The following is a 17,149-nucleotide window of genomic DNA, read 5'->3' on the forward strand; positions in this document are numbered from 1 at the left end:
GAAACCAGCGAACAGAGCCAATCTGTTCGCTGGTTTCACTTTTGGCCAAACCCCTTCGGCTGAGCCTTTGTTCCAGCGCAAATAAAGCGGGACAGACGTCAATCAGCCAGCTTAAGTCATTGATATTAAACGTCTAATATTACCCAATTTTTTGTATCACCTTGATCGCAGTCAAGGAACATCGAAGTGCCTCTTCCTATAGTCGGCATGACAGAGCAGGAAATGCTCGGTCCTATCGTAAAGGAGAGTATCGATGGCCGAACAGATGCAAATCAGTCGCCGCACCATATTGGCAGGAGCCGCCCTGGCTGGGGCGCTTGCGCCGGTTCTGGCAACCACATCCGCCTGGGGACAAGGCGCGGTGCGGAAGGCAACTGCGGCAGAAATAGCAGCACTTCCACGCCAGAAGGTGGAGCTTGTGGACCCTCCCTTCGTGCATGCCCATAGTCAGGTTGCAGAAGGCGGACCCAAGGTGGTCGAATTCACCATGGTGATCGAGGAAAAGAAGATCGTCATCGATGATGCGGGAACCGAAGTTCACGCCATGGCATTCAACGGCACCGTACCAGGACCGCTGATGGTCGTGCATCAGGACGATTATCTCGAACTGACACTCATCAACCCTGAAACCAACACGCTGATGCACAATATCGATTTCCATGCGGCAACCGGTGCATTGGGCGGCGGCGGGCTGACCGAAATCAATCCGGGAGAAAAGACCATCCTGCGCTTCAAGGCGACCAAGCCCGGCGTCTTCGTCTACCACTGCGCACCTCCCGGAATGGTTCCCTGGCATGTCGTATCGGGCATGAATGGTGCGATCATGGTGCTGCCGCGCGAGGGTCTGCATGACGGCAAAGGCAAAGCGCTGACCTACGACAAGATTTATTATGTCGGCGAACAGGATTTCTATGTACCGCGCGACGAGAACGGCAAATACAAGAAATACGAGGCGCCCGGCGACGCTTATGAAGACACCGTCAAGGTCATGCGCACCCTCACTCCGACCCATGTGGTGTTCAACGGCGCTGTGGGCGCACTGACTGGCGACAAGGCCATGACGGCGGCGGTTGGCGAGAAAGTCCTGATCGTCCACTCGCAGGCCAACCGCGATACGAGACCACATCTGATCGGGGGGCATGGGGATTATGTCTGGGCGACCGGCAAGTTCAATACGCCGCCCGACGTCGATCAGGAAACCTGGTTCATTCCGGGTGGTGCCGCCGGAGCAGCCTTCTACACGTTCCAGCAGCCCGGCATCTACGCCTATGTGAACCACAATCTGATCGAGGCTTTTGAACTCGGCGCTGCCGCCCACTTCAAGGTCACGGGTGAATGGAACGACGATCTGATGACGTCGGTTCTCGCACCATCTGGCACGTAAAGCGAATGTATGAAGGCGCTTCGCCTCCCAGAGCGCCTTTGGCAAACCTGGAGCGGCTCCAGTCAAAACGGAATCGGAACCGCTCTCTCCCTCTGCACGCATTATCCACGCGAAACCGCTTCGCACATTCGCTGGAAATGCTCTGGCCATGCTTTAGGATGAAAGGCTCGGGACTGCATCCATCTGCCTCCCGGACGGATGCGGTCCCCTGATATCCGATGAACGAAGGCAAAGGAAAAAAGTGTCTGCGCGAGCTTGCCGTGGCCGTTCCGGCGGTTCTGCTGGCAGTCATCGCGGGATTGATCGTCGTTGATGTCGTCGGACGTCCGGACCGCACAATGCCGGACGCGTCGGCCGTTGGTCCGGAAATGATCGTTATCGCTCCTCGTACCATGACGTATCGGGCCGATGGCGACTTTCAGAAGAACAATTACCCCGTTGACGCCCCATTGACGACCCGCAAGCTGCAGCGGGCATTCGAGATCATGAAGTATCAGGTCAGCACATCTGACTATGAGCGCTGCGTCGCCGACGGCGACTGCCAGTCTGCCGAGGCCCTGCCGCACAATCACGACGCATCCGATGCAGAGGGTCCGATCGTTGGCGTCAGCTATGATGATGCGCAAAATTATGCCGACTGGCTTTCACGCAAAACCGGCGAAATCTGGCATCTGCCGACAGACGAGCAATGGGCATTCGCTGCCGGCTCGCGCTTTCCCGACGACGCCCTTGGCATTGAGGACGATGCTGCGGCCAATCCGGCAATCCGCTGGCTGAGAGACTATGAAAAGCAAAGCGCTCGCAAGCTGGACAGGAGCCCGACCAGACGCCCCACCGGCGCTTTCGGTATCAACGAGCTGGGCGTAGCCGATATCGCAGGCAATGTGTGGGAATGGACGCAGACCTGCCACCGCCGCGTCAATATCGATGCCTACGGCAAGCAGGTCGCGGAAGTGCCATCGTGCGGCGTTTATGTCGTCAATGGCAAGCACCGCGCTGCGATGAGCTCGTTCATTCGCAACCCGAAAACCGGAGGATGCAGCGTCGGCGTTCCACCCGACAATCTCGGTTTCCGGCTTGTCCGAGACAACCGCTGGTATGCTGTGGTATGGAAGCGCATCCAGAACATCGGCGCATGAGGGATTAATTGTGAATGCCCGATCCCCGGCTCCGAAAACAATTCCAAGCCCGCCTTGCTGTGCTAAGGTAGATACAGGGTCTTGGAGTGTGAGAAACGCAATGTCCTTGATAGATCGCGGACTAGTCAGGAAACTGTCCTTGTTCGCCAAAATGAGTGATGGCGAACTCGATAAGCTTGTCTCGTATGCAACTACAAAGCGCGTTCCTCCGGGAGAGGCGATTTTCGAGCAAGGCGACGATGCCGTTCTTTTCTACCTCCTCCTGCACGGGCGGTTGAAGGTCAATCAGATCACCCCGGACGGACAGCAGATCATCGTCCGCATGGTGCATCCGGGGGACCTTTTCGGCTTTGCCCGAGCCTTGCAGAGAAGCGATTATCCCGGCACAGCGATTGCCGTGGCGGAAAGCATCGTACTGGCCTGGCCAACCGGGCTTTGGGATTATTTTGTCGAGCAGAATCCCGGTCTGGCAATGAATGCGATCCAGACAATCGGCAAAAGGCTGGAAGAAGCCCACACACGTATCCGTGAGATGTCGACGGAAGAAGTGGAACGGCGTGTCGCGCACACCGTTCTGCGCCTCGCCCGTCAGGCTGGCCGGAAAGAAGATGACGGCATCCGGATCGATTTTCCAATCACCAAACAGGATATCGCCGAGATGACCGGAACGACACTGCATACAGTGTCACGCATTCTCACGGGCTGGGAAGCGCAAGGATTTGTTCGGGGCGGCCGCCAGAAACTGACCGTACTCAATATGTCAGGTGTGAGACGGCTTGCCGACGGCGAACGGTAGAACAGCCGGAAACACGGTATGCCGAACGGAAGACGCCCGGCATATCGCCTTCGTCTCATCCAAAAACTTCCCGCTCCTCGGATTTCGCTGCCAGCAGCGCCTCTATCATCAGTTTTTCCGACAGGATGTGGCGGCGTACGCTCTCCATAAAGCCACGTACCATGTATGAAATGGTGTCGGAAGCAAGACGGCAACGACCGTCTGCAATTGCCATCAATGTCTGTGACAATTCCTCGGCGGCCAGCCGGTCACAACGATGTTCCGCCTTCAGGCGTTCAATGATGGCGTTGGCGAAATGGGAATGAGCCTGCCGGCTGAAATCTGGAAACAGAACTTCTTCTTCAAGCGCATGGGTTTCACCAACAAGACGCGGAATGAGCGTCGAGATTCGCCGGTATTCCTGCACAGAGGTGCCGGTCTCGAGATCCTCAGCGATTTCTTCCAACTGCAGACACAGTTCCAGCAGATCATGATGGTGGGCCTCGAGGCGACTGATATCGGTCGCGTGCAAGACTGGCGGCGCATCCATGATTCTTCCCTCTACCTACTGACCAAGGAAAAGAACGGCTGCAATCACGATGGAAGCCGCAACGGCGGAGAGCGTGCCCGCGCCTTGCAAAGCGCCCATACGATAAAGAACCAGTGAAAAGCCGATGATCGCCGGTGTTGCGACCATGAGCCCGATCTGTGCATCCGTCATTGAAATTTCCTTTTCTATGGCGAGGATACAATGTCGTCGTCAGTGCATTTCTTCTTTGCCAAAACGCAAAGAAGGCCTGAACTGCGGGCGCTAGGCATGTTCCATGTCTGGAACCGAAGATTTGGCCATAACTGCAATCAACGCGGAGGATCGCGCGGAAGATGATCTTCTGCTCTGGATCCTCGTGTGGAGCGAACTCGTTGCCTTCGCAATCCTGCTGATTGCGTTCATGGTGATGTCGGCCATCAATGTGGAAGGCGTTGCGCAGTTGCGCGCGCATCTCAGCCCCGGCCTCGCTGCAGCCAACACCGTTGTGCTGCTGATGAGCGGCTGGCAGGCGGCAATTGCCGTGCGCAGACGTCACAATGCTAGTCAGGCTCGCCGTCCGCTTTTATATGCCGCCCTTTTCGGCCTCGTTTTTGTAGCAATCAAGCTCGTCGAATATTCGCATGAAATCCAGTTTGCTGGTGATGAAGCAACTGGTTCGTTCTTCGAGCTTTATTTTCTCCTGACCGGTTTTCACCTCATGCATGTGCTGTTCGGATCGATCATTCTGGCGCTGGTCGCATGGCGACCATCTGCTTCCAATGTTCTGCTGATCACGACGCTCTGGCACGCGATTGATCTCGTCTGGCTGGTGATGTTTCCTGTCCTTTATCTTGCCTGAGGCCCGCAGTGTCCGATCGTGACCATTCATCCCTGACCCGTACATTCGTCGTTCTGATCATTCTCGCTATGAGCGGTGCATTTATCGCAGGCACCAGCGCCGGGATGCTCGCAGCTATCGTCATTGTACTGATCCTCGCTTTTGCCAAAGGCTGGTTCGTCATCCTCGACTTCATGGAAATGCGCGGAACCGACGGCATATTGAAGCCTGCCTTGCTGGCTTGGCCCGCCGTTCTGCTCACACTGGCACTGGTGCGTTCTGTCGCAGTGCGCTTCCTCCTCTGAGCAGCACGCTATCTCTTTGTTTTTACGTATTATCCGACGCAAAGCCGCTTCGCACTTTTGGCTCGGAAATGCTCCAGTCTTTGCCAAATCGCAAAGAAGGCTTTCCTCCGACCGATAGAACAGTCCTGTCCCGTGATGCTGGCGAGGGGATTGACCAGCCGCACTATCGACGGGGGATTTGATGCCGAGGCTCCGCCTTCGGCCAATGAAAGGACGAAGGGGATGGCAGAACGCCTAACCAAGACCGGCGCACGAAACGTCTTCTACGGCGGGTCTATTTTCTTTTTCGCGATCTTCGTGGGGCTGACGGCGCACAGCCATTACTACATGAAAACCACCTCCACGGATGAATCGACGCTGACCGATGCGGTCGCGCGCGGCAAGCACATCTGGGAGAAAAACTCCTGCATCAATTGCCACACACTGCTTGGCGAAGGCGCATATTTTGCACCCGAGCTTGGCAATGTCTGGAAGCGCTGGGGTGGCGAAGAAGACCCGGAAGGCGCACGCGAGACGATGAAAGCCTGGATGCAGGCGCAGCCCACGGGGATAGAAGGGCGTCGCCAGATGCCCCAGTTCAACCTGAGCGAACAGGAACTCAACGATCTGGCTGATTTCCTCGAATGGACCAGTCGCATCAAGACGCAGAACTGGCCGCCCAACGAGGCAGGCTGAGCGCGGGATGAACGGAGTTTTATGATATGAAATATGAAAGCCAAAAGGTCGCGATGCTCTATTTTTATGGAGCGCTCGTGCTGTTCATCGCGCAGGTCGCATTCGGTGTTCTCGCCGGTACGATCTATGTTCTGCCCAATACGCTGTCAGAGCTGTTGCCCTTCAACATCGTTCGCATGATCCACACCAATGCACTGGTCGTCTGGCTGCTGATGGGCTTCATGGGTTCGACCTATTATCTTCTGCCGGAAGAAACGGAAACCGAGCTTTACAGCACCAAACTCGCCGTCATCCAGTTCTGGCTGTTCTTCGTGGCGGCCGGTGTCGCCGTTGTCGGCTATCTGTTCCATGTTCACGAGGGGCGTGAATTTCTCGAACAGCCATTCATCATCAAGGTCGGCATCGTCGTCGTCTGCCTGATCTTCCTGTTCAACATCACGTTGACGGCGCTCAAGGGCCGCAAGACGACCGTGACCAACATCCTTCTGTTCGGTCTGTGGGGCCTTGCCCTGTTCTTCCTGTTCGCCTTCTACAATCCGATCAATCTCGCACTCGACAAGCTCTACTGGTGGTATGTCATCCATTTGTGGGTTGAAGGCGTGTGGGAACTCATCATGGCGTCGATCCTCGCCTTCCTGATGATCAAGCTGAACGGCATCGACCGCGAAGTCGTCGAAAAATGGCTCTATGTCATCGTCGGTCTGGCGCTGTTCTCCGGCATTCTCGGAACAGGTCACCACTATTACTGGATCGGTGCACCGGGCTACTGGCAGTGGATCGGTTCGCTGTTCTCGACACTGGAAGTCGCTCCGTTCTTCACCATGGTCATCTTCACCTTCGTGATGACATGGAAGGCCGGTCGCAAACATCCAAACCGTGCAGCCCTTCTCTGGTCCATCGGTTGCTCGGTGATGGCCTTCTTCGGTGCGGGCGTATGGGGCTTCCTGCACACGCTGTCGTCGGTCAACTATTACACCCACGGCACGCAGCTTACCGCCGCCCACGGACACCTCGCCTTCTTCGGTGCCTATGTCATGCTCAATCTCGCAGTCATGGCCTATGCGATCCCGGAACTGCGCGGACGGGCGCCATACAATCAGATGCTCTCCATGGTGAGCTTCTGGGCCATGTGCACGGCCATGTCCGTGATGACCTTTGCACTGACCTTCGCAGGTGTTGTCCAGACCCACCTGCAGCGTGTTCTGGGTGAAAGCTTCATGGTCGTGCAGGACCAGCTGGCGCTGTTCTACTGGATCCGTCTCGGCTCAGGCGTCGTCGTGGTGATCTCGGCCTTCATGTTCATCTGGGCCGTCTTGGTTCCGGGCAAGGAACGCCGCGAAAATACCTCCGGCTTCGTACAACCCGCTGAATGATCGACACCAAGCCCCGCCATCAGGCGGGGCTTCATTGCCTGATACAAAGGAAAACGGCCATGAACCCCATTCTCAGAAATGTAGAAAATGCCAATGTCTCGATCCCACCATACAGCCCGTCCGGCAATGAATGCACGCTCTTCGAAATGGCCTGGACGCGCAAGCTGCCACTGCTTCTCAAAGGACCGACCGGCTGCGGCAAGACGCGGTTTGTAAGCCATATGGCCGCAAAACTCGGCCTGCCGCTTTCTACGGTTTCCTGCCATGACGATCTGGCGGCTGCTGATCTGACCGGGCGCTATCTGCTGAAAGGTGGCGATACAATATGGGTCGACGGTCCGCTGACCCGCGCAGTGCGTGAAGGCGGTATCTGCTATCTCGATGAGATTGTCGAGGCGCGCAAGGACGTGGCCGTGGTTCTGCACCCACTGACTGACGACCGCCGTCTTCTTCCATTGGAACGTACCGGCGAGTTGCTTGAAGCACCGGACCGCTTCATGCTCGTCGTATCTTATAATCCGGGTTACCAGAACCTGTTGAAATCACTGAAGCCGAGCACGCGCCAGCGCTTCGTCGCCATTGAATTCGACTTCCTGCCCAAGGAACAGGAAATCGCGGTAGTGAGCGAAGAGAGCGGCCTCGCGGCTCAAAAGGTTGCGCCACTGGTGGCGTTGGCTCACCGGCTGCGCGGGCTGAAAGGCCATGATCTGGAAGAAGGCGTTTCAACCCGTCTGCTGGTCTACTGCGCCACGCTGATCGACGCCGGCATGTCGCAACGCGAAGCGGCGCGTGCCGCGATGATCGAGCCGCTGACCGATGAGCCTGACGTGAAAGCCGCTTTGATTGAAGTTGCCGATGCAATGCTGAAATAGGCGGGCATATCATGCTGGATTTTCTGGAACTGGAGGAAACCGTTGGCCGGGCCTGGCACCGCCTGATCGGCAAGACCGGATCGTGGCCGCATTATCCCCAGCACGCCGTGCAGCTTGGCGATATTCGCCAGAAGCTCGCCATCTGCTTTCGTGGTTTTGGTGGCGATGTTGCCGTACAGATTGCCCCGGCCCGTGCGCGAACCTCAGGGCACAGGCTGGGCTTGCGGCAGCGCATGGCTCTGGGCGAAGAGAAACTTAGTCAGCCGTTGCGGGATGAAGCGACATTGATGCTGCCGCCCGAAATTGCGCTCTTTCCAGATCGAACGCTCAATTACGATCTCTATGTCTGGCTCACGGGCTATATGGCGGTTATGCCGACTGAAGTGGGCGAGCTTCCGCATGACCCATTGCGCCGTAATCTTGCAGCGCTTGCAGTGGCATCGGATACGGTTGCGAAGACTTGCCGGATATTTCCGGGCCTGCAGAAACGTTATGCGCGATTGTGCGAAGCGGTGTTGGCTGTGCGCCCCAAACGTCCGCTCTATGGTCTGGAGCAACAAGTGGAGGAGCGCATTCTGGCGCTTCTGAAACAAGGCGCAGGACTGCCGGACGACAGTCTCCCTACGATCTTTCCGCATTGCGCACCCGCGAGCTATCTGCCCGCTCTGCCCGTCCCGCTCTGGCCGGAGTTGATCAGACGCGAAGAGACCGCGCCGCGCGATAACGATGACCAGCCAGTGCTGAACAGCAAGGCGGACGGTGTCGAAACCGGACGGCAGATTGCCAACCGCGAGAAGCAGAATCCGAGGCTGGCCGACAGAAGCCCGTTCATTCTCAATCGCTTTGAGAAAATCCTTGCCATGGCGGAGATGGTGAGCGTCGACAGGCCAACGGACGATAGCGACGAGCAGAATGCAAAATCTGCAGATGAGCTTGACGATCTTACATTGGGCGAACGCAAGGGCAGACCTGCGGCCCGTTTCCGTTTCGATCTTGATCTGCCGCCTGAAGCGGTCGATCGAACGGCTCTCGCCGCCAAACTGACCTATCCGGAATGGGATTACCGCAAGGCAACCTATCTTCCCGACCATTGCAGTGTTCTGGCAGCACCAGCGCAGGACCGTGAAGAAGCGCTGGAACTGGATGATGAAGCGCAAAGCCTTGTGCGCCGGGTTCGCCGCCAGTTCGAGATCCTGCGGCCAGGCCGCGAATTGATGCGTGCGCAGCTCGATGGCAACGATCTCGATCTCGATGCCGTGGTCCGTTCACGATGCGATTTTGCCGCCGGAGGACAGGGCAGCGACCACGTGCACCTGATGAGCCGACCCAAGGCAAACGACCTTGCCGTCACCATTCTGGTCGATGTGTCGCTATCCACCGATGCGTGGATCGTTAATCGGCGTGTGCTGGATGTGGAAAAGGAGGCGCTTCTGGTTCTGGCCAATGGCATTGCTGCCTGTGGCGACCGATGTTCCATCCAGACCTTTACCTCGCGCCGTCGTTCATGGGTGCGGGTTGAAACGGTAAAGGACTTCGACGAAACTTTCGGTCCTGCCGTAGAACACCGGATTGCGGCGCTGAAGCCCGGTTTCTACACGCGCATGGGAGCCGCCATCCGTCACGCAACAGCAAAGCTTGCCGAACAGCCCAACAGAAAGAAGCTTCTGCTGGTCCTGACGGACGGCAAACCGAACGATGTTGACCATTATGAAGGCCGGTTCGCACTCGAAGACAGTCGCAGGGCCGTTGCTGAAGCACGCACAACAGGCGTCAACGTCTTTGCCGTGACCGTTGATCGGGAGGCGAATGCATACCTTCCCACGCTTTTCGGCCGTAGAAACTACGCTCTTGTCGCCAAACTGTCGAAACTGCCTGTCGCTCTACCGGCGATCTATCGAATGATGACCGGATGAGTAATCGTCACGGACAGCATTTCAAGTCAGTGAACAGGGCATGTAACTTGCCGGTGTCTTTGACACCTTGAGTACCGAAGCAGGCCAACCCGCCGCCAGTGATCAATGGCGACGGGTCCGAGAAGCGATTTGAATAAAGTCGCCTACAGGCTGTTCACCAGACGGTGCGAGACATTTTTCACGACCGTATAATGATGCAGTCCTTCGGCGCCGCCTTCGCGGCCAAGTCCGCTGTCTTTGATACCGCCGAACGGCGTCTCGGCAACAGAAGCCTCAAGCGTGTTGATGGAGACGTTTCCAGCTTCCAGTCCCGTCATCAAACGGTCCACATTTTCCGCTGAGTTTGCGAAACCATATGCCGCCAGACCAAACGGCAGCGAATTCGCCTTTTCAATAGCCGCCTCAAGAGAGGCAACCGGATTGATCAGCGCCAGCGGACCAAATGGCTCCTCCGACATCGCGCGGGCATCGTCCGGCAGTTCAGCCAGAGCCGTTGGCGGGAAGAAATAGCCATTGTTCTTCAGGCGACGACCACCGAAAAGCAGTTTCGCACCTTTCGCTTCTGCATCGCTGACCAACTCTTCCAGCGCCATGACGCGGCGATCATTGGCAACCGGGCCCATCTGGACCCCCTCATCCATGCCGTTACCCACACGGATCGATTGCGCTGTTTCGATGAAAGCCGCAGTGAAACGTTCATAATGGCTTTCATGAACGAAGAAGCGCGTCGGCGAGGTGCATACCTGACCCGAGTTGCGGTATTTGCGGCGCGCCGAGGCAATACCCGCAACGACCGGATCGGCATCCTCGCAAACGATGACGGGAGCGTGGCCGCCAAGTTCCATCAGCGCCGGTTTCATGTGGCGCGCAGCGATTTCGGTCAGGTGTTTGCCGACGGCAGTCGATCCGGTGAACGCAATCGCCCGGATTTCGGGGCGCGGAATAAGAAACTGCGAAATATCGGCAGGAACGCCGAAGACCAGATTCAGCACACCGGCTGGCAGGCCTGCATCCTCGAATGCACGCGCAATATGTGTCACCGCCGTCGGTGTTTCCTCGGAAGCTTTCAGAATAATGGAGCAACCCGCAGCCAGAGCACCCGCAATCTTGCGTGCTGGCTGGCTCATCGGGAAATTCCACGGCGCAAACGCTGCGACCGGACCGATTGGCTCGTGCACGACGATATAGCGAATGCCGGGCGCGCTCGGAATGACGCGGCCATAGAAACGAATGCACTCGCCAGCGTCCCATTCGAAGAATTCGCAGCCGCGAATAACCTCAAGCCGGGCTTCGCTGATCGGTTTCCCGTTTTCCAGTGTAATCGCGCGTGCGATCTCTTCCTGCCGCTCGCGCATGAGCGCCGAGGCCTTCATGATGATCGCAGCACGGGCCGCAGGCGCAGTGTTGCGCCAGACCTGATAACCGTCCCACGCCGCCTGAAGTGCCGCCTCCAGATCCTCGCGTTCCGCGACCGCAACCTGCCCGATTTCAGTCTCGTCTGCGGGATTGATGATGGGAAGCGTATTGGCGGTCTTGCGCCATTCACCACCTATGAAAAGCTGCACGTCGGATTTTTGCATCAGAAAGCCTCTGCAATCTAAAAATTCGGGCCACGCCCAGATCATCGTTACGGTCAGAATGGGATGTTTTAATTCATGCGACAATTCATCTTAAAACCATATATCCATGAGGATAACCGCATGAATTAGTATAAAGCTGGCAAGTTTTGCCCGCGCGAAACCGCCAGCCGCGCTTCGCTACGCGACCGTACAATTTCTTTTCGAAAGCCGATCAGAGCACCGACCTGATCGAATCAGATCGGTGCTCCAAATGTTTGCTTTGAACCGCGCATCTTTTCCGAAACCCGTTTCACACTTTTCGGAATACGCTCTAACACTACAGTTGCAAATTCGTCAGGCCGTGGCGAAAAGAGTGATTTTCGAGTACCGGAGCGGAGCGTACTTAAAGGTACGTGAGCACCGGAACGCAGATAAAGCGCTCTTTGCAGCCCGGCATCACGAAGAATGCAACTATAGTGCTAACCGATGTTGCGAATACCGGCGAGCAGAGCCCGCGACATCTCGGTTTCGGACGAGCACCAGTCCATCAGAATATCGTAATGGTTCCGGTTTGCGACCTCGATGGTTTTCGCCTCTCCGCCTGCTGCAGCCCAGCCTTCGGCATAAGCGCGGGACTGACGCTTGAAACCGTCAGCCTCATGTTCTGCCCATGCCACGGCAATCGGACAACCGCGCACGGGAATGTGGCGGATCGGGCTGAGCTGATCGACATCGGCGGGCCCGAGATTCAGCCATTCCTGCGGAAAGGTTGCCGCCAGTGGTGCAAGCTCGAAAAGCCCGCTGACCGGCATGGCAAACTTCACAACATCCGACGGCAAACCGAAATCGTCCTGCCAGCCTTCTGCAACAAGCGCACCAGCAAGATGACCACCTGCCGAACTCCCCCCAACCGCTATCCGGTCCGGATCGAGGCCGTACTCCCCACCGTGACGCCAGACGAAGGCCAGAGCTGCGCGCACCTCCCGCGTAATTTCCGCAAGGGAGACTTCGGGCGCCAGACGATAATCGACGACAACGGTCGCAATACCTTCGGCCGCGAGCATCCCCGCCATCATGGCGGAATCTTCCTTTGATAGCGCGCGCCAGTAACCGCCATGAACAAACACGAAGACCGGACACGGTCCGCTCCGGGAAGGCGGGCCGAAAATATCGATCCGCTGTCCGCTTTCTTCATCATAGACGACGTCGAAATGCCGGCCCCAATCGGCCCGGGGCGCGATGCTTGTCTCGCGATAGCGCACCATTTCGGCGGCGAAGGCTTCCGGCGAAACGGTGGCCTTGGCATTGTAATCGCGATCAAGGCGGGCAGGCTCGAAGCCTGCTTCTTCAGTGAGTTTTATCATGCGTTGAACACGCTGATGACGTTGGCCACATTCGCAGGCTGTTCAAGCGTCGGGAAATGGGTCGTACCGGGGAGCTTCTTGGGCTGGAACCACGGATTGCGAGCCGCAAAATCCACCTGTGCCTGCGTATATTCCGGCTCGAATGGCTGCGAGTAAATATGGGTGATGGAACGGTTTTCGGCCATGGCCGCCATCCGCTGCATGGGGCTGCCCCATTTGCGATAGGCTTTGCCGATCTCCCGCCCCGAGCGGGCCCACATTTCATAGGAATAGCCCGCCATCTCGTTGTTCACGTGATTGACGATATCAGCGTTCTTCGTGTCACCGATCCAGTAATCGAAGAAGCCTGCACGACCATTCTCCCAGACCTGCCGGTCCTGAATACCGTCGATCAGTTCGAAGAAGGTTTCGTTCGGCTGGTTCATGATCCAGTCAATAACAACCGATTTCGGCACGCGGCTTGACCCCAGCCGGTCGGTGACTTCGATATTGGCCCAGCCGCCATGAGAGGTCGAGACGGGAAGAAAGGTCTCAAGCTCCAGCGCGTCGGCGAAAGCAACAAGATCGTCGGCTTGCTGGTTGATGTCGAAGTCGCCGTCATGGTCGCGATGGTCGCCGTGACCGCGCCAGTCGAAGCGGATGACGCGATGATTCTTCGCCAGTTCCGGCGCCAGTGTCTTGAACAGGCGGTGATCCTGGCACCATCCAGAAAGCAGCACGATGGCCGGGCCGCTTCCGGTTTCATCCCAGGAAAATATATTGTTGCCAATTTTCATCGAGTTCATGGAAATCTCCATCATCCGGCGTTTCAGGCTGCGCCTGTTGGAATATGCAAAGCGGTCTTCATGCGTTCGGCACCAAGCGGAGCGCATTTCCCGGTAATTTTCAGCACTTGCGAGCGCACGTCGTCGGGCCAGTAATTCATGTCGCCCAGTCGCTCCGCAGTATCCTGCGTATGTTCGGTCAGCGGGCGTTCGCGCGCCTCCCAGGCAGCCAGCGCTTCGCTCACATCCGCATGTTCGTCCAGCGCAACCGCCAGCCCGAGCGCATTCATAAGAGCGCAACCACCACCTTGTCCGAGATAAGGCGGCATCGCATGAGCGCCATCACCGAGGATCGCCACCCGGCCCTTGCTCCATGATTTCAGCTTCAGGACTTCGAATGCATCCCACCGCCCCGCATCGCCGAAACGAGCGATCAAAGATGCAAGGTGCGGGAAACTTTCGGTCCAGAGCGCGGTATCGACCGGTGTGCGATAGGCCGCCTCGTCTTCAACCGATGCGCAGAGTGCGATATAGAGATCGGTCTCGCTGGCGGGCGTATAAAGAATACGGCGTGAGCCGGAGAAATGCTCGATATAGCGCGGCAGATCTTCAACGGGAGCGTCTGCGCTATCACGCTTTATCATCATACGCACGGCACCATAGCCAAGCGGTTTGCGGTACATCATGAGATCGAGCGAATCCCTGACCTTGGAATTGATGCCATCCGCCCCGATGACCAGATCGGCGGCAAGGCGCTTACCATCGGCCAGCAGCAATTCACCTTCCGGTGTTGCCCCGACAGCTTCCGCGCCAGTGACGACTTCAACGCCCGCGCGACGCGCAGCATTGAGCAATGCCGTCAGCAATGTCTCACGCAGGATCGTTATAAGGCGCGCTGGTCCGTTGCCATTGATTGGAATCTCTTCCATCGTTTCGTTGAGGTGATCGCGCGTATGAAACTCCGGCCCCTCATGAGCGCCGATCACGGCCTCGTCGTAAGCGCCGAGGGCCTTGAGCACATGCAAGCCATTGCTCCAGATATAAATCCCGGCGCCGAATGTGCGCAGATTGGGCGAGCGCTCATGCACCCTTACGCTCCATCCGCGTTGGGCGAGCGCTGTGGCAGAAGCCAGCCCCGCAATGCCTGCGCCAGCGATCTCCGCGTGACGTTTCGTCATTCCAATTCTCCTCAACCCATTTCGAAGAGAGATTTCCAAGTCCTGCCGACAAAGGAAAGTGAATTCTGACCGCGACAGATATGAGGAAATAGAATATCTGTGAGCGGACATATCCTTGAGGAGGCGATATGGCATTGCTCACCAATCATCTGACGATCCGGTATATCCGCATCATCGATGCGATCGACGAGGAGCGCAGCATTGCGCGCGCTGCCGATCGTTTGAACGTTACCCAATCCGCGGTCACCAAGGCATTGCAGGAAATCGAAGCCCTGACCGGATTGCGGCTTTTCACGCGCACCAACAGGGGCGTTGTCCCGACCCATGCGGGCATGCAGCTGACCACAGATGCAAGACGTCTTCTGGCTCATCTGATGGTGGCCGAACAAAATCTTGCCGATCTGCGCGATGGGACAGGCGGACGGCTGGCCATCGGAACCCTGCTTTCTGCATCTGCCGATCTGCTTCCCAGAGCCATCGCCAAAGTCCGGCGCGACAATCGCCGCATCGTGGTCAAGGTCGTGACGGGAACGGATGATGTCCTGATGCCAGCATTGCGGGCGGGAGAACTCGACATGGTGATAGGTCGCCTTTCCGAGCGGCATGAACCGGTCAATCTCGTGCAGGAGGTCCTGATTCCGGATAATGCCGTCGTCGTCGTGCGCCGCGACCATCCATTGACGCTGCGCCCCGCACTTCGCCTTCATGATCTGATCGAGTGGGACTGGATCTTGCCACCGAAGGAAACCAATCTCCGCCTCCAGATTGATCGCACATTCCGCGAGGAAGGCGTTCCGCCGCCTGCACAGTCCGTCGAATCCGTCTCGCCGCTCATCAATAGGGGCTTGCTCTTGCAGGCGGATTATATTTGCGTCATGCCCGCGCAGGTGGCGCGGATTGAAGAAGCGTCGGGACAGCTTGCCATCCTGCCGGTCCAGCTTGGCGCGACTTCCGGCTTTCTGGGGATCACCACCCTTCCTGAGAGCAACCGTTCCGCCACGGCCGACCTGTTCATTCAGGTGCTTCGGGAAATTGCCCGGACAGGTTGAAGACAGGTTCCCTCCCACCCCGAACACACCCTTCTGATATTCCTGAGCCTCATAGCAGTGCGAAGAGTGTTCAGTTTACGGATTTCAAGTTTCAGCATGAAATAACCGGCAAGACCTCCTGTCCGAAACAGCGTTTTCAAGCGCGGGACAGAGAAAAGGTCGTGAAGGGCAATCAAGAGAGGAACTTTCATGCTCAAGCTTTCACTGCTTGGTGCTTCGGCACTCTGTCTATCTCTGGCCGGAACTGTCGCGGCTTTCGCCAAGGAACCCGTCACCATCGGCATGATCACAACCTTGTCCGGCCCTGCCGGTTATCTTGGGCAGGACATTCGGGACGGTTTCCAGCTCGCAATTGATCAGAATGGCGGTGAACTGGGAGGCAAGCCGGTCGCGCTCAAGGTCGAGGATGACGGCCTCAAGCCGGGCAATGCCAAGCAGATTGCCGAAGCCATGTTGTCCGAACAGGGCGTAAAACTCTTTACCGGCATGGTCTTCGCCAATGTCGCCGGTGCGGCTCTGCCAGATATTCTCGACGAAGGCGGCATCTATATCAGCCCCAACACCGCCTCTGCCGAATTTGCAGGCAAGGAATGCCACCCGAACTATTTCGTCAGCTCCTGGCAGGATGACAGCCAGGGAGAAAGCGCTGGCGCGCTGGCGCAATCAATGGATTATCCTTCGGCATTCCTGATCGCGCCGAATTATCAGGCCGGGCGCGAGACGATGGATGCGTTCAAGCGCTTCTACAAGGGCAAGATCATCGGCGAAGTCTATACCCAGATGGACCAGACCGACTTTGCCGCTGAAATCGCGCAGATCCGTGCCGCAAAGCCAGCGATGGTCTATGAATTCGAACCGGGCGGCATGGGCATTGCGTTTCTGCAGCAATATCAGCAGTCAGGTCTGCTGAAAGAAATCCCGATGGTCGTCCATCCGGCATCGCTCGATCAGGTGATCGTCAATGTTGTCGGAAAGGCAGCCGACGGCGTACGGGTGACCAGCCACTGGAACGACGATTTTGACAATCCGGAAAACAAGAAATTCGTTGCCGCCTGGAAAGCGAAATTCGGGGATCGCCCGATCACCTATTATGCCGCACAAGGCTATGATGCCGCGCTGATGATGGGTGCCGGACTTGCTGGCGTCTCGGGTGACGAGATCGATGCCAAGACATTCCGCAAGGCATTGCTTTCCGCGCAAATTCCTTCCGTGCGCGGAGAATTCAAACTCGGACCGAACCAGCATCCCGTTCAGGATTGGTATGCGCTGGGCGTGGCCGAAGGCGCCAACGGCAAGCCTTATCTGAAGACCGAGAAGAAAGTCCTGACCGCGCATGGCGATATCTATGCCGCACAATGCAAGATGGATGCGGAATAAGGCTTCCGAATAGAAAAAGCCCCGCTACTGCGGGGCTTTTCGTTAAGCAACTGCA

At 57.2% G+C, this 17,149-nt stretch carries 17 protein-coding genes; 11 read left to right on the forward strand and 6 right to left on the reverse strand.

The window, feature by feature from the left end; all coding sequences use genetic code 11:
* Positions 1–253 precede the first annotated feature (253 nt).
* The 3 genes from nirK (at position 254) to AC1RHM_RS06380 (ending at position 3,319) form a co-directional block, all read left to right on the forward strand.
* Positions 254–1,384, forward strand: coding sequence for a copper-containing nitrite reductase (gene nirK / locus AC1RHM_RS06370; RefSeq protein WP_010660614.1), 1,131 nt, complete (start codon positions 254–256; stop codon positions 1,382–1,384).
* 218 nt (positions 1,385–1,602) lie between these two features.
* Positions 1,603–2,523, forward strand: a complete 921-nt coding sequence (locus tag AC1RHM_RS06375) for an SUMF1/EgtB/PvdO family nonheme iron enzyme (protein ID WP_036596261.1) — start codon at positions 1,603–1,605, stop codon at positions 2,521–2,523.
* Between the two features lie 100 nt (positions 2,524–2,623).
* A complete protein-coding gene (locus AC1RHM_RS06380; RefSeq protein WP_166942373.1) occupies positions 2,624–3,319 on the forward strand; it encodes a cyclic nucleotide-binding domain-containing protein in 696 nt (231 codons plus the stop codon).
* A 55-nt stretch (positions 3,320–3,374) separates the two neighbouring features.
* On the opposite strand, the gene AC1RHM_RS06385 is transcribed toward AC1RHM_RS06380, so the two are convergent.
* The gene (locus AC1RHM_RS06385) at positions 3,375–3,848 is read right to left on the reverse strand and encodes a hemerythrin domain-containing protein (protein ID WP_029928753.1); all 474 of its coding nucleotides are present in this window, start codon (positions 3,846–3,848) and stop codon (positions 3,375–3,377) included.
* Between the two features lie 15 nt (positions 3,849–3,863).
* Positions 3,864–4,019, reverse strand: a complete 156-nt coding sequence (locus AC1RHM_RS06390; protein ID WP_010660610.1) for a hypothetical protein — start codon at positions 4,017–4,019, stop codon at positions 3,864–3,866.
* A gap of 103 nt (positions 4,020–4,122) precedes the next feature.
* On the opposite strand from AC1RHM_RS06390, the gene AC1RHM_RS06395 reads away from it, so the two are divergent.
* The 6 genes from AC1RHM_RS06395 (at position 4,123) to AC1RHM_RS06420 (ending at position 9,803) form a co-directional block, all read left to right on the forward strand.
* The gene (locus AC1RHM_RS06395) at positions 4,123–4,686 is read left to right on the forward strand and encodes a cytochrome c oxidase subunit 3 family protein (RefSeq protein WP_010660609.1); all 564 of its coding nucleotides are present in this window, start codon (positions 4,123–4,125) and stop codon (positions 4,684–4,686) included.
* An 8-nt stretch (positions 4,687–4,694) separates the two neighbouring features.
* Positions 4,695–4,970 (forward strand): cytochrome C oxidase subunit IV family protein, encoded by a 276-nt coding sequence (locus AC1RHM_RS06400; RefSeq protein ID WP_029928748.1) that lies wholly within the window; start codon positions 4,695–4,697, stop codon positions 4,968–4,970.
* Positions 4,971–5,192: 222 nt separating this feature from the next.
* The gene (locus AC1RHM_RS06405) at positions 5,193–5,645 is read left to right on the forward strand and encodes a c-type cytochrome (protein WP_010660607.1); all 453 of its coding nucleotides are present in this window, start codon (positions 5,193–5,195) and stop codon (positions 5,643–5,645) included.
* A gap of 26 nt (positions 5,646–5,671) precedes the next feature.
* Positions 5,672–7,018, forward strand: a complete 1,347-nt coding sequence (locus tag AC1RHM_RS06410; RefSeq protein ID WP_029928747.1) for a nitric-oxide reductase large subunit — start codon at positions 5,672–5,674, stop codon at positions 7,016–7,018.
* Positions 7,019–7,077: 59 nt separating this feature from the next.
* Positions 7,078–7,890 carry a CbbQ/NirQ/NorQ/GpvN family protein gene (locus tag AC1RHM_RS06415; protein WP_010660605.1) on the forward strand — a complete coding sequence of 271 codons (813 nt, stop codon included), beginning with the start codon at positions 7,078–7,080 and terminating at the stop codon, positions 7,888–7,890.
* Positions 7,891–7,901: 11 nt separating this feature from the next.
* Entirely contained in the window at positions 7,902–9,803 is a 1,902-nt protein-coding gene (locus AC1RHM_RS06420; RefSeq protein ID WP_029928744.1) for a nitric oxide reductase activation protein NorD, read from the forward strand.
* 143 nt (positions 9,804–9,946) lie between these two features.
* On the opposite strand, the gene AC1RHM_RS06425 is transcribed toward AC1RHM_RS06420, so the two are convergent.
* The 4 genes from AC1RHM_RS06425 to AC1RHM_RS06440 form a co-directional block, all read right to left on the reverse strand.
* Positions 9,947–11,383, reverse strand: coding sequence for an NAD-dependent succinate-semialdehyde dehydrogenase (locus AC1RHM_RS06425; RefSeq protein ID WP_010660603.1), 1,437 nt, complete (start codon positions 11,381–11,383; stop codon positions 9,947–9,949).
* Positions 11,384–11,841: 458 nt separating this feature from the next.
* The gene (locus AC1RHM_RS06430) at positions 11,842–12,726 is read right to left on the reverse strand and encodes an alpha/beta hydrolase (protein WP_029928741.1); all 885 of its coding nucleotides are present in this window, start codon (positions 12,724–12,726) and stop codon (positions 11,842–11,844) included.
* Positions 12,723–13,511, reverse strand: a complete 789-nt coding sequence (locus tag AC1RHM_RS06435; RefSeq protein WP_029928739.1) for an alpha/beta hydrolase — start codon at positions 13,509–13,511, stop codon at positions 12,723–12,725. Before AC1RHM_RS06435 ends, AC1RHM_RS06430 begins: the two co-directional genes overlap by 4 nt.
* A gap of 23 nt (positions 13,512–13,534) precedes the next feature.
* Complete coding sequence (locus AC1RHM_RS06440) at positions 13,535–14,668, reverse strand: FAD-dependent oxidoreductase (RefSeq protein ID WP_029928737.1); 1,134 nt, start codon at positions 14,666–14,668, stop codon at positions 13,535–13,537.
* Positions 14,669–14,796: 128 nt separating this feature from the next.
* On the opposite strand from AC1RHM_RS06440, the gene AC1RHM_RS06445 reads away from it, so the two are divergent.
* Both AC1RHM_RS06445 and AC1RHM_RS06450 read left to right on the forward strand, forming a co-directional pair.
* Positions 14,797–15,717: a LysR substrate-binding domain-containing protein gene (locus AC1RHM_RS06445; protein ID WP_166942376.1), complete on the forward strand. Its 921-nt coding sequence runs from the start codon at positions 14,797–14,799 to the stop codon at positions 15,715–15,717.
* Positions 15,718–15,906: 189 nt separating this feature from the next.
* Positions 15,907–17,094: an ABC transporter substrate-binding protein gene (locus AC1RHM_RS06450; RefSeq protein WP_029928735.1), complete on the forward strand. Its 1,188-nt coding sequence runs from the start codon at positions 15,907–15,909 to the stop codon at positions 17,092–17,094.
* The last annotated feature ends 55 nt before the right edge of the window (positions 17,095–17,149 follow it).

This window comes from Brucella sp. GW823-FHT04E01, assembly GCF_058796175.1.

Bases quoted from the DNA above. Each gene is read 5' to 3' on its own strand.
- nirK (WP_010660614.1), top strand. From the start codon at position 254: ATGGCCGAACAGATGCAAATCAGTCGCCGCACCATATTGGCAGGAGCC.
- AC1RHM_RS06375 (WP_036596261.1), top strand. From the start codon at position 1,603: ATGAACGAAGGCAAAGGAAAAAAGTGTCTGCGCGAGCTTGCCGTGGCC.
- AC1RHM_RS06380 (WP_166942373.1), top strand. From the start codon at position 2,624: ATGTCCTTGATAGATCGCGGACTAGTCAGGAAACTGTCCTTGTTCGCC.
- AC1RHM_RS06385 (WP_029928753.1), bottom strand. From the start codon at position 3,848: ATGGATGCGCCGCCAGTCTTGCACGCGACCGATATCAGTCGCCTCGAG.
- AC1RHM_RS06390 (WP_010660610.1), bottom strand. From the start codon at position 4,019: ATGACGGATGCACAGATCGGGCTCATGGTCGCAACACCGGCGATCATC.
- AC1RHM_RS06395 (WP_010660609.1), top strand. From the start codon at position 4,123: ATGTCTGGAACCGAAGATTTGGCCATAACTGCAATCAACGCGGAGGAT.
- AC1RHM_RS06405 (WP_010660607.1), top strand. From the start codon at position 5,193: ATGGCAGAACGCCTAACCAAGACCGGCGCACGAAACGTCTTCTACGGC.
- AC1RHM_RS06410 (WP_029928747.1), top strand. From the start codon at position 5,672: ATGAAATATGAAAGCCAAAAGGTCGCGATGCTCTATTTTTATGGAGCG.
- AC1RHM_RS06415 (WP_010660605.1), top strand. From the start codon at position 7,078: ATGAACCCCATTCTCAGAAATGTAGAAAATGCCAATGTCTCGATCCCA.
- AC1RHM_RS06420 (WP_029928744.1), top strand. From the start codon at position 7,902: ATGCTGGATTTTCTGGAACTGGAGGAAACCGTTGGCCGGGCCTGGCAC.
- AC1RHM_RS06425 (WP_010660603.1), bottom strand. From the start codon at position 11,383: ATGCAAAAATCCGACGTGCAGCTTTTCATAGGTGGTGAATGGCGCAAG.
- AC1RHM_RS06430 (WP_029928741.1), bottom strand. From the start codon at position 12,726: ATGATAAAACTCACTGAAGAAGCAGGCTTCGAGCCTGCCCGCCTTGAT.
- AC1RHM_RS06435 (WP_029928739.1), bottom strand. From the start codon at position 13,511: ATGAACTCGATGAAAATTGGCAACAATATATTTTCCTGGGATGAAACC.
- AC1RHM_RS06440 (WP_029928737.1), bottom strand. From the start codon at position 14,668: ATGACGAAACGTCACGCGGAGATCGCTGGCGCAGGCATTGCGGGGCTG.
- AC1RHM_RS06445 (WP_166942376.1), top strand. From the start codon at position 14,797: ATGGCATTGCTCACCAATCATCTGACGATCCGGTATATCCGCATCATC.
- AC1RHM_RS06450 (WP_029928735.1), top strand. From the start codon at position 15,907: ATGCTCAAGCTTTCACTGCTTGGTGCTTCGGCACTCTGTCTATCTCTG.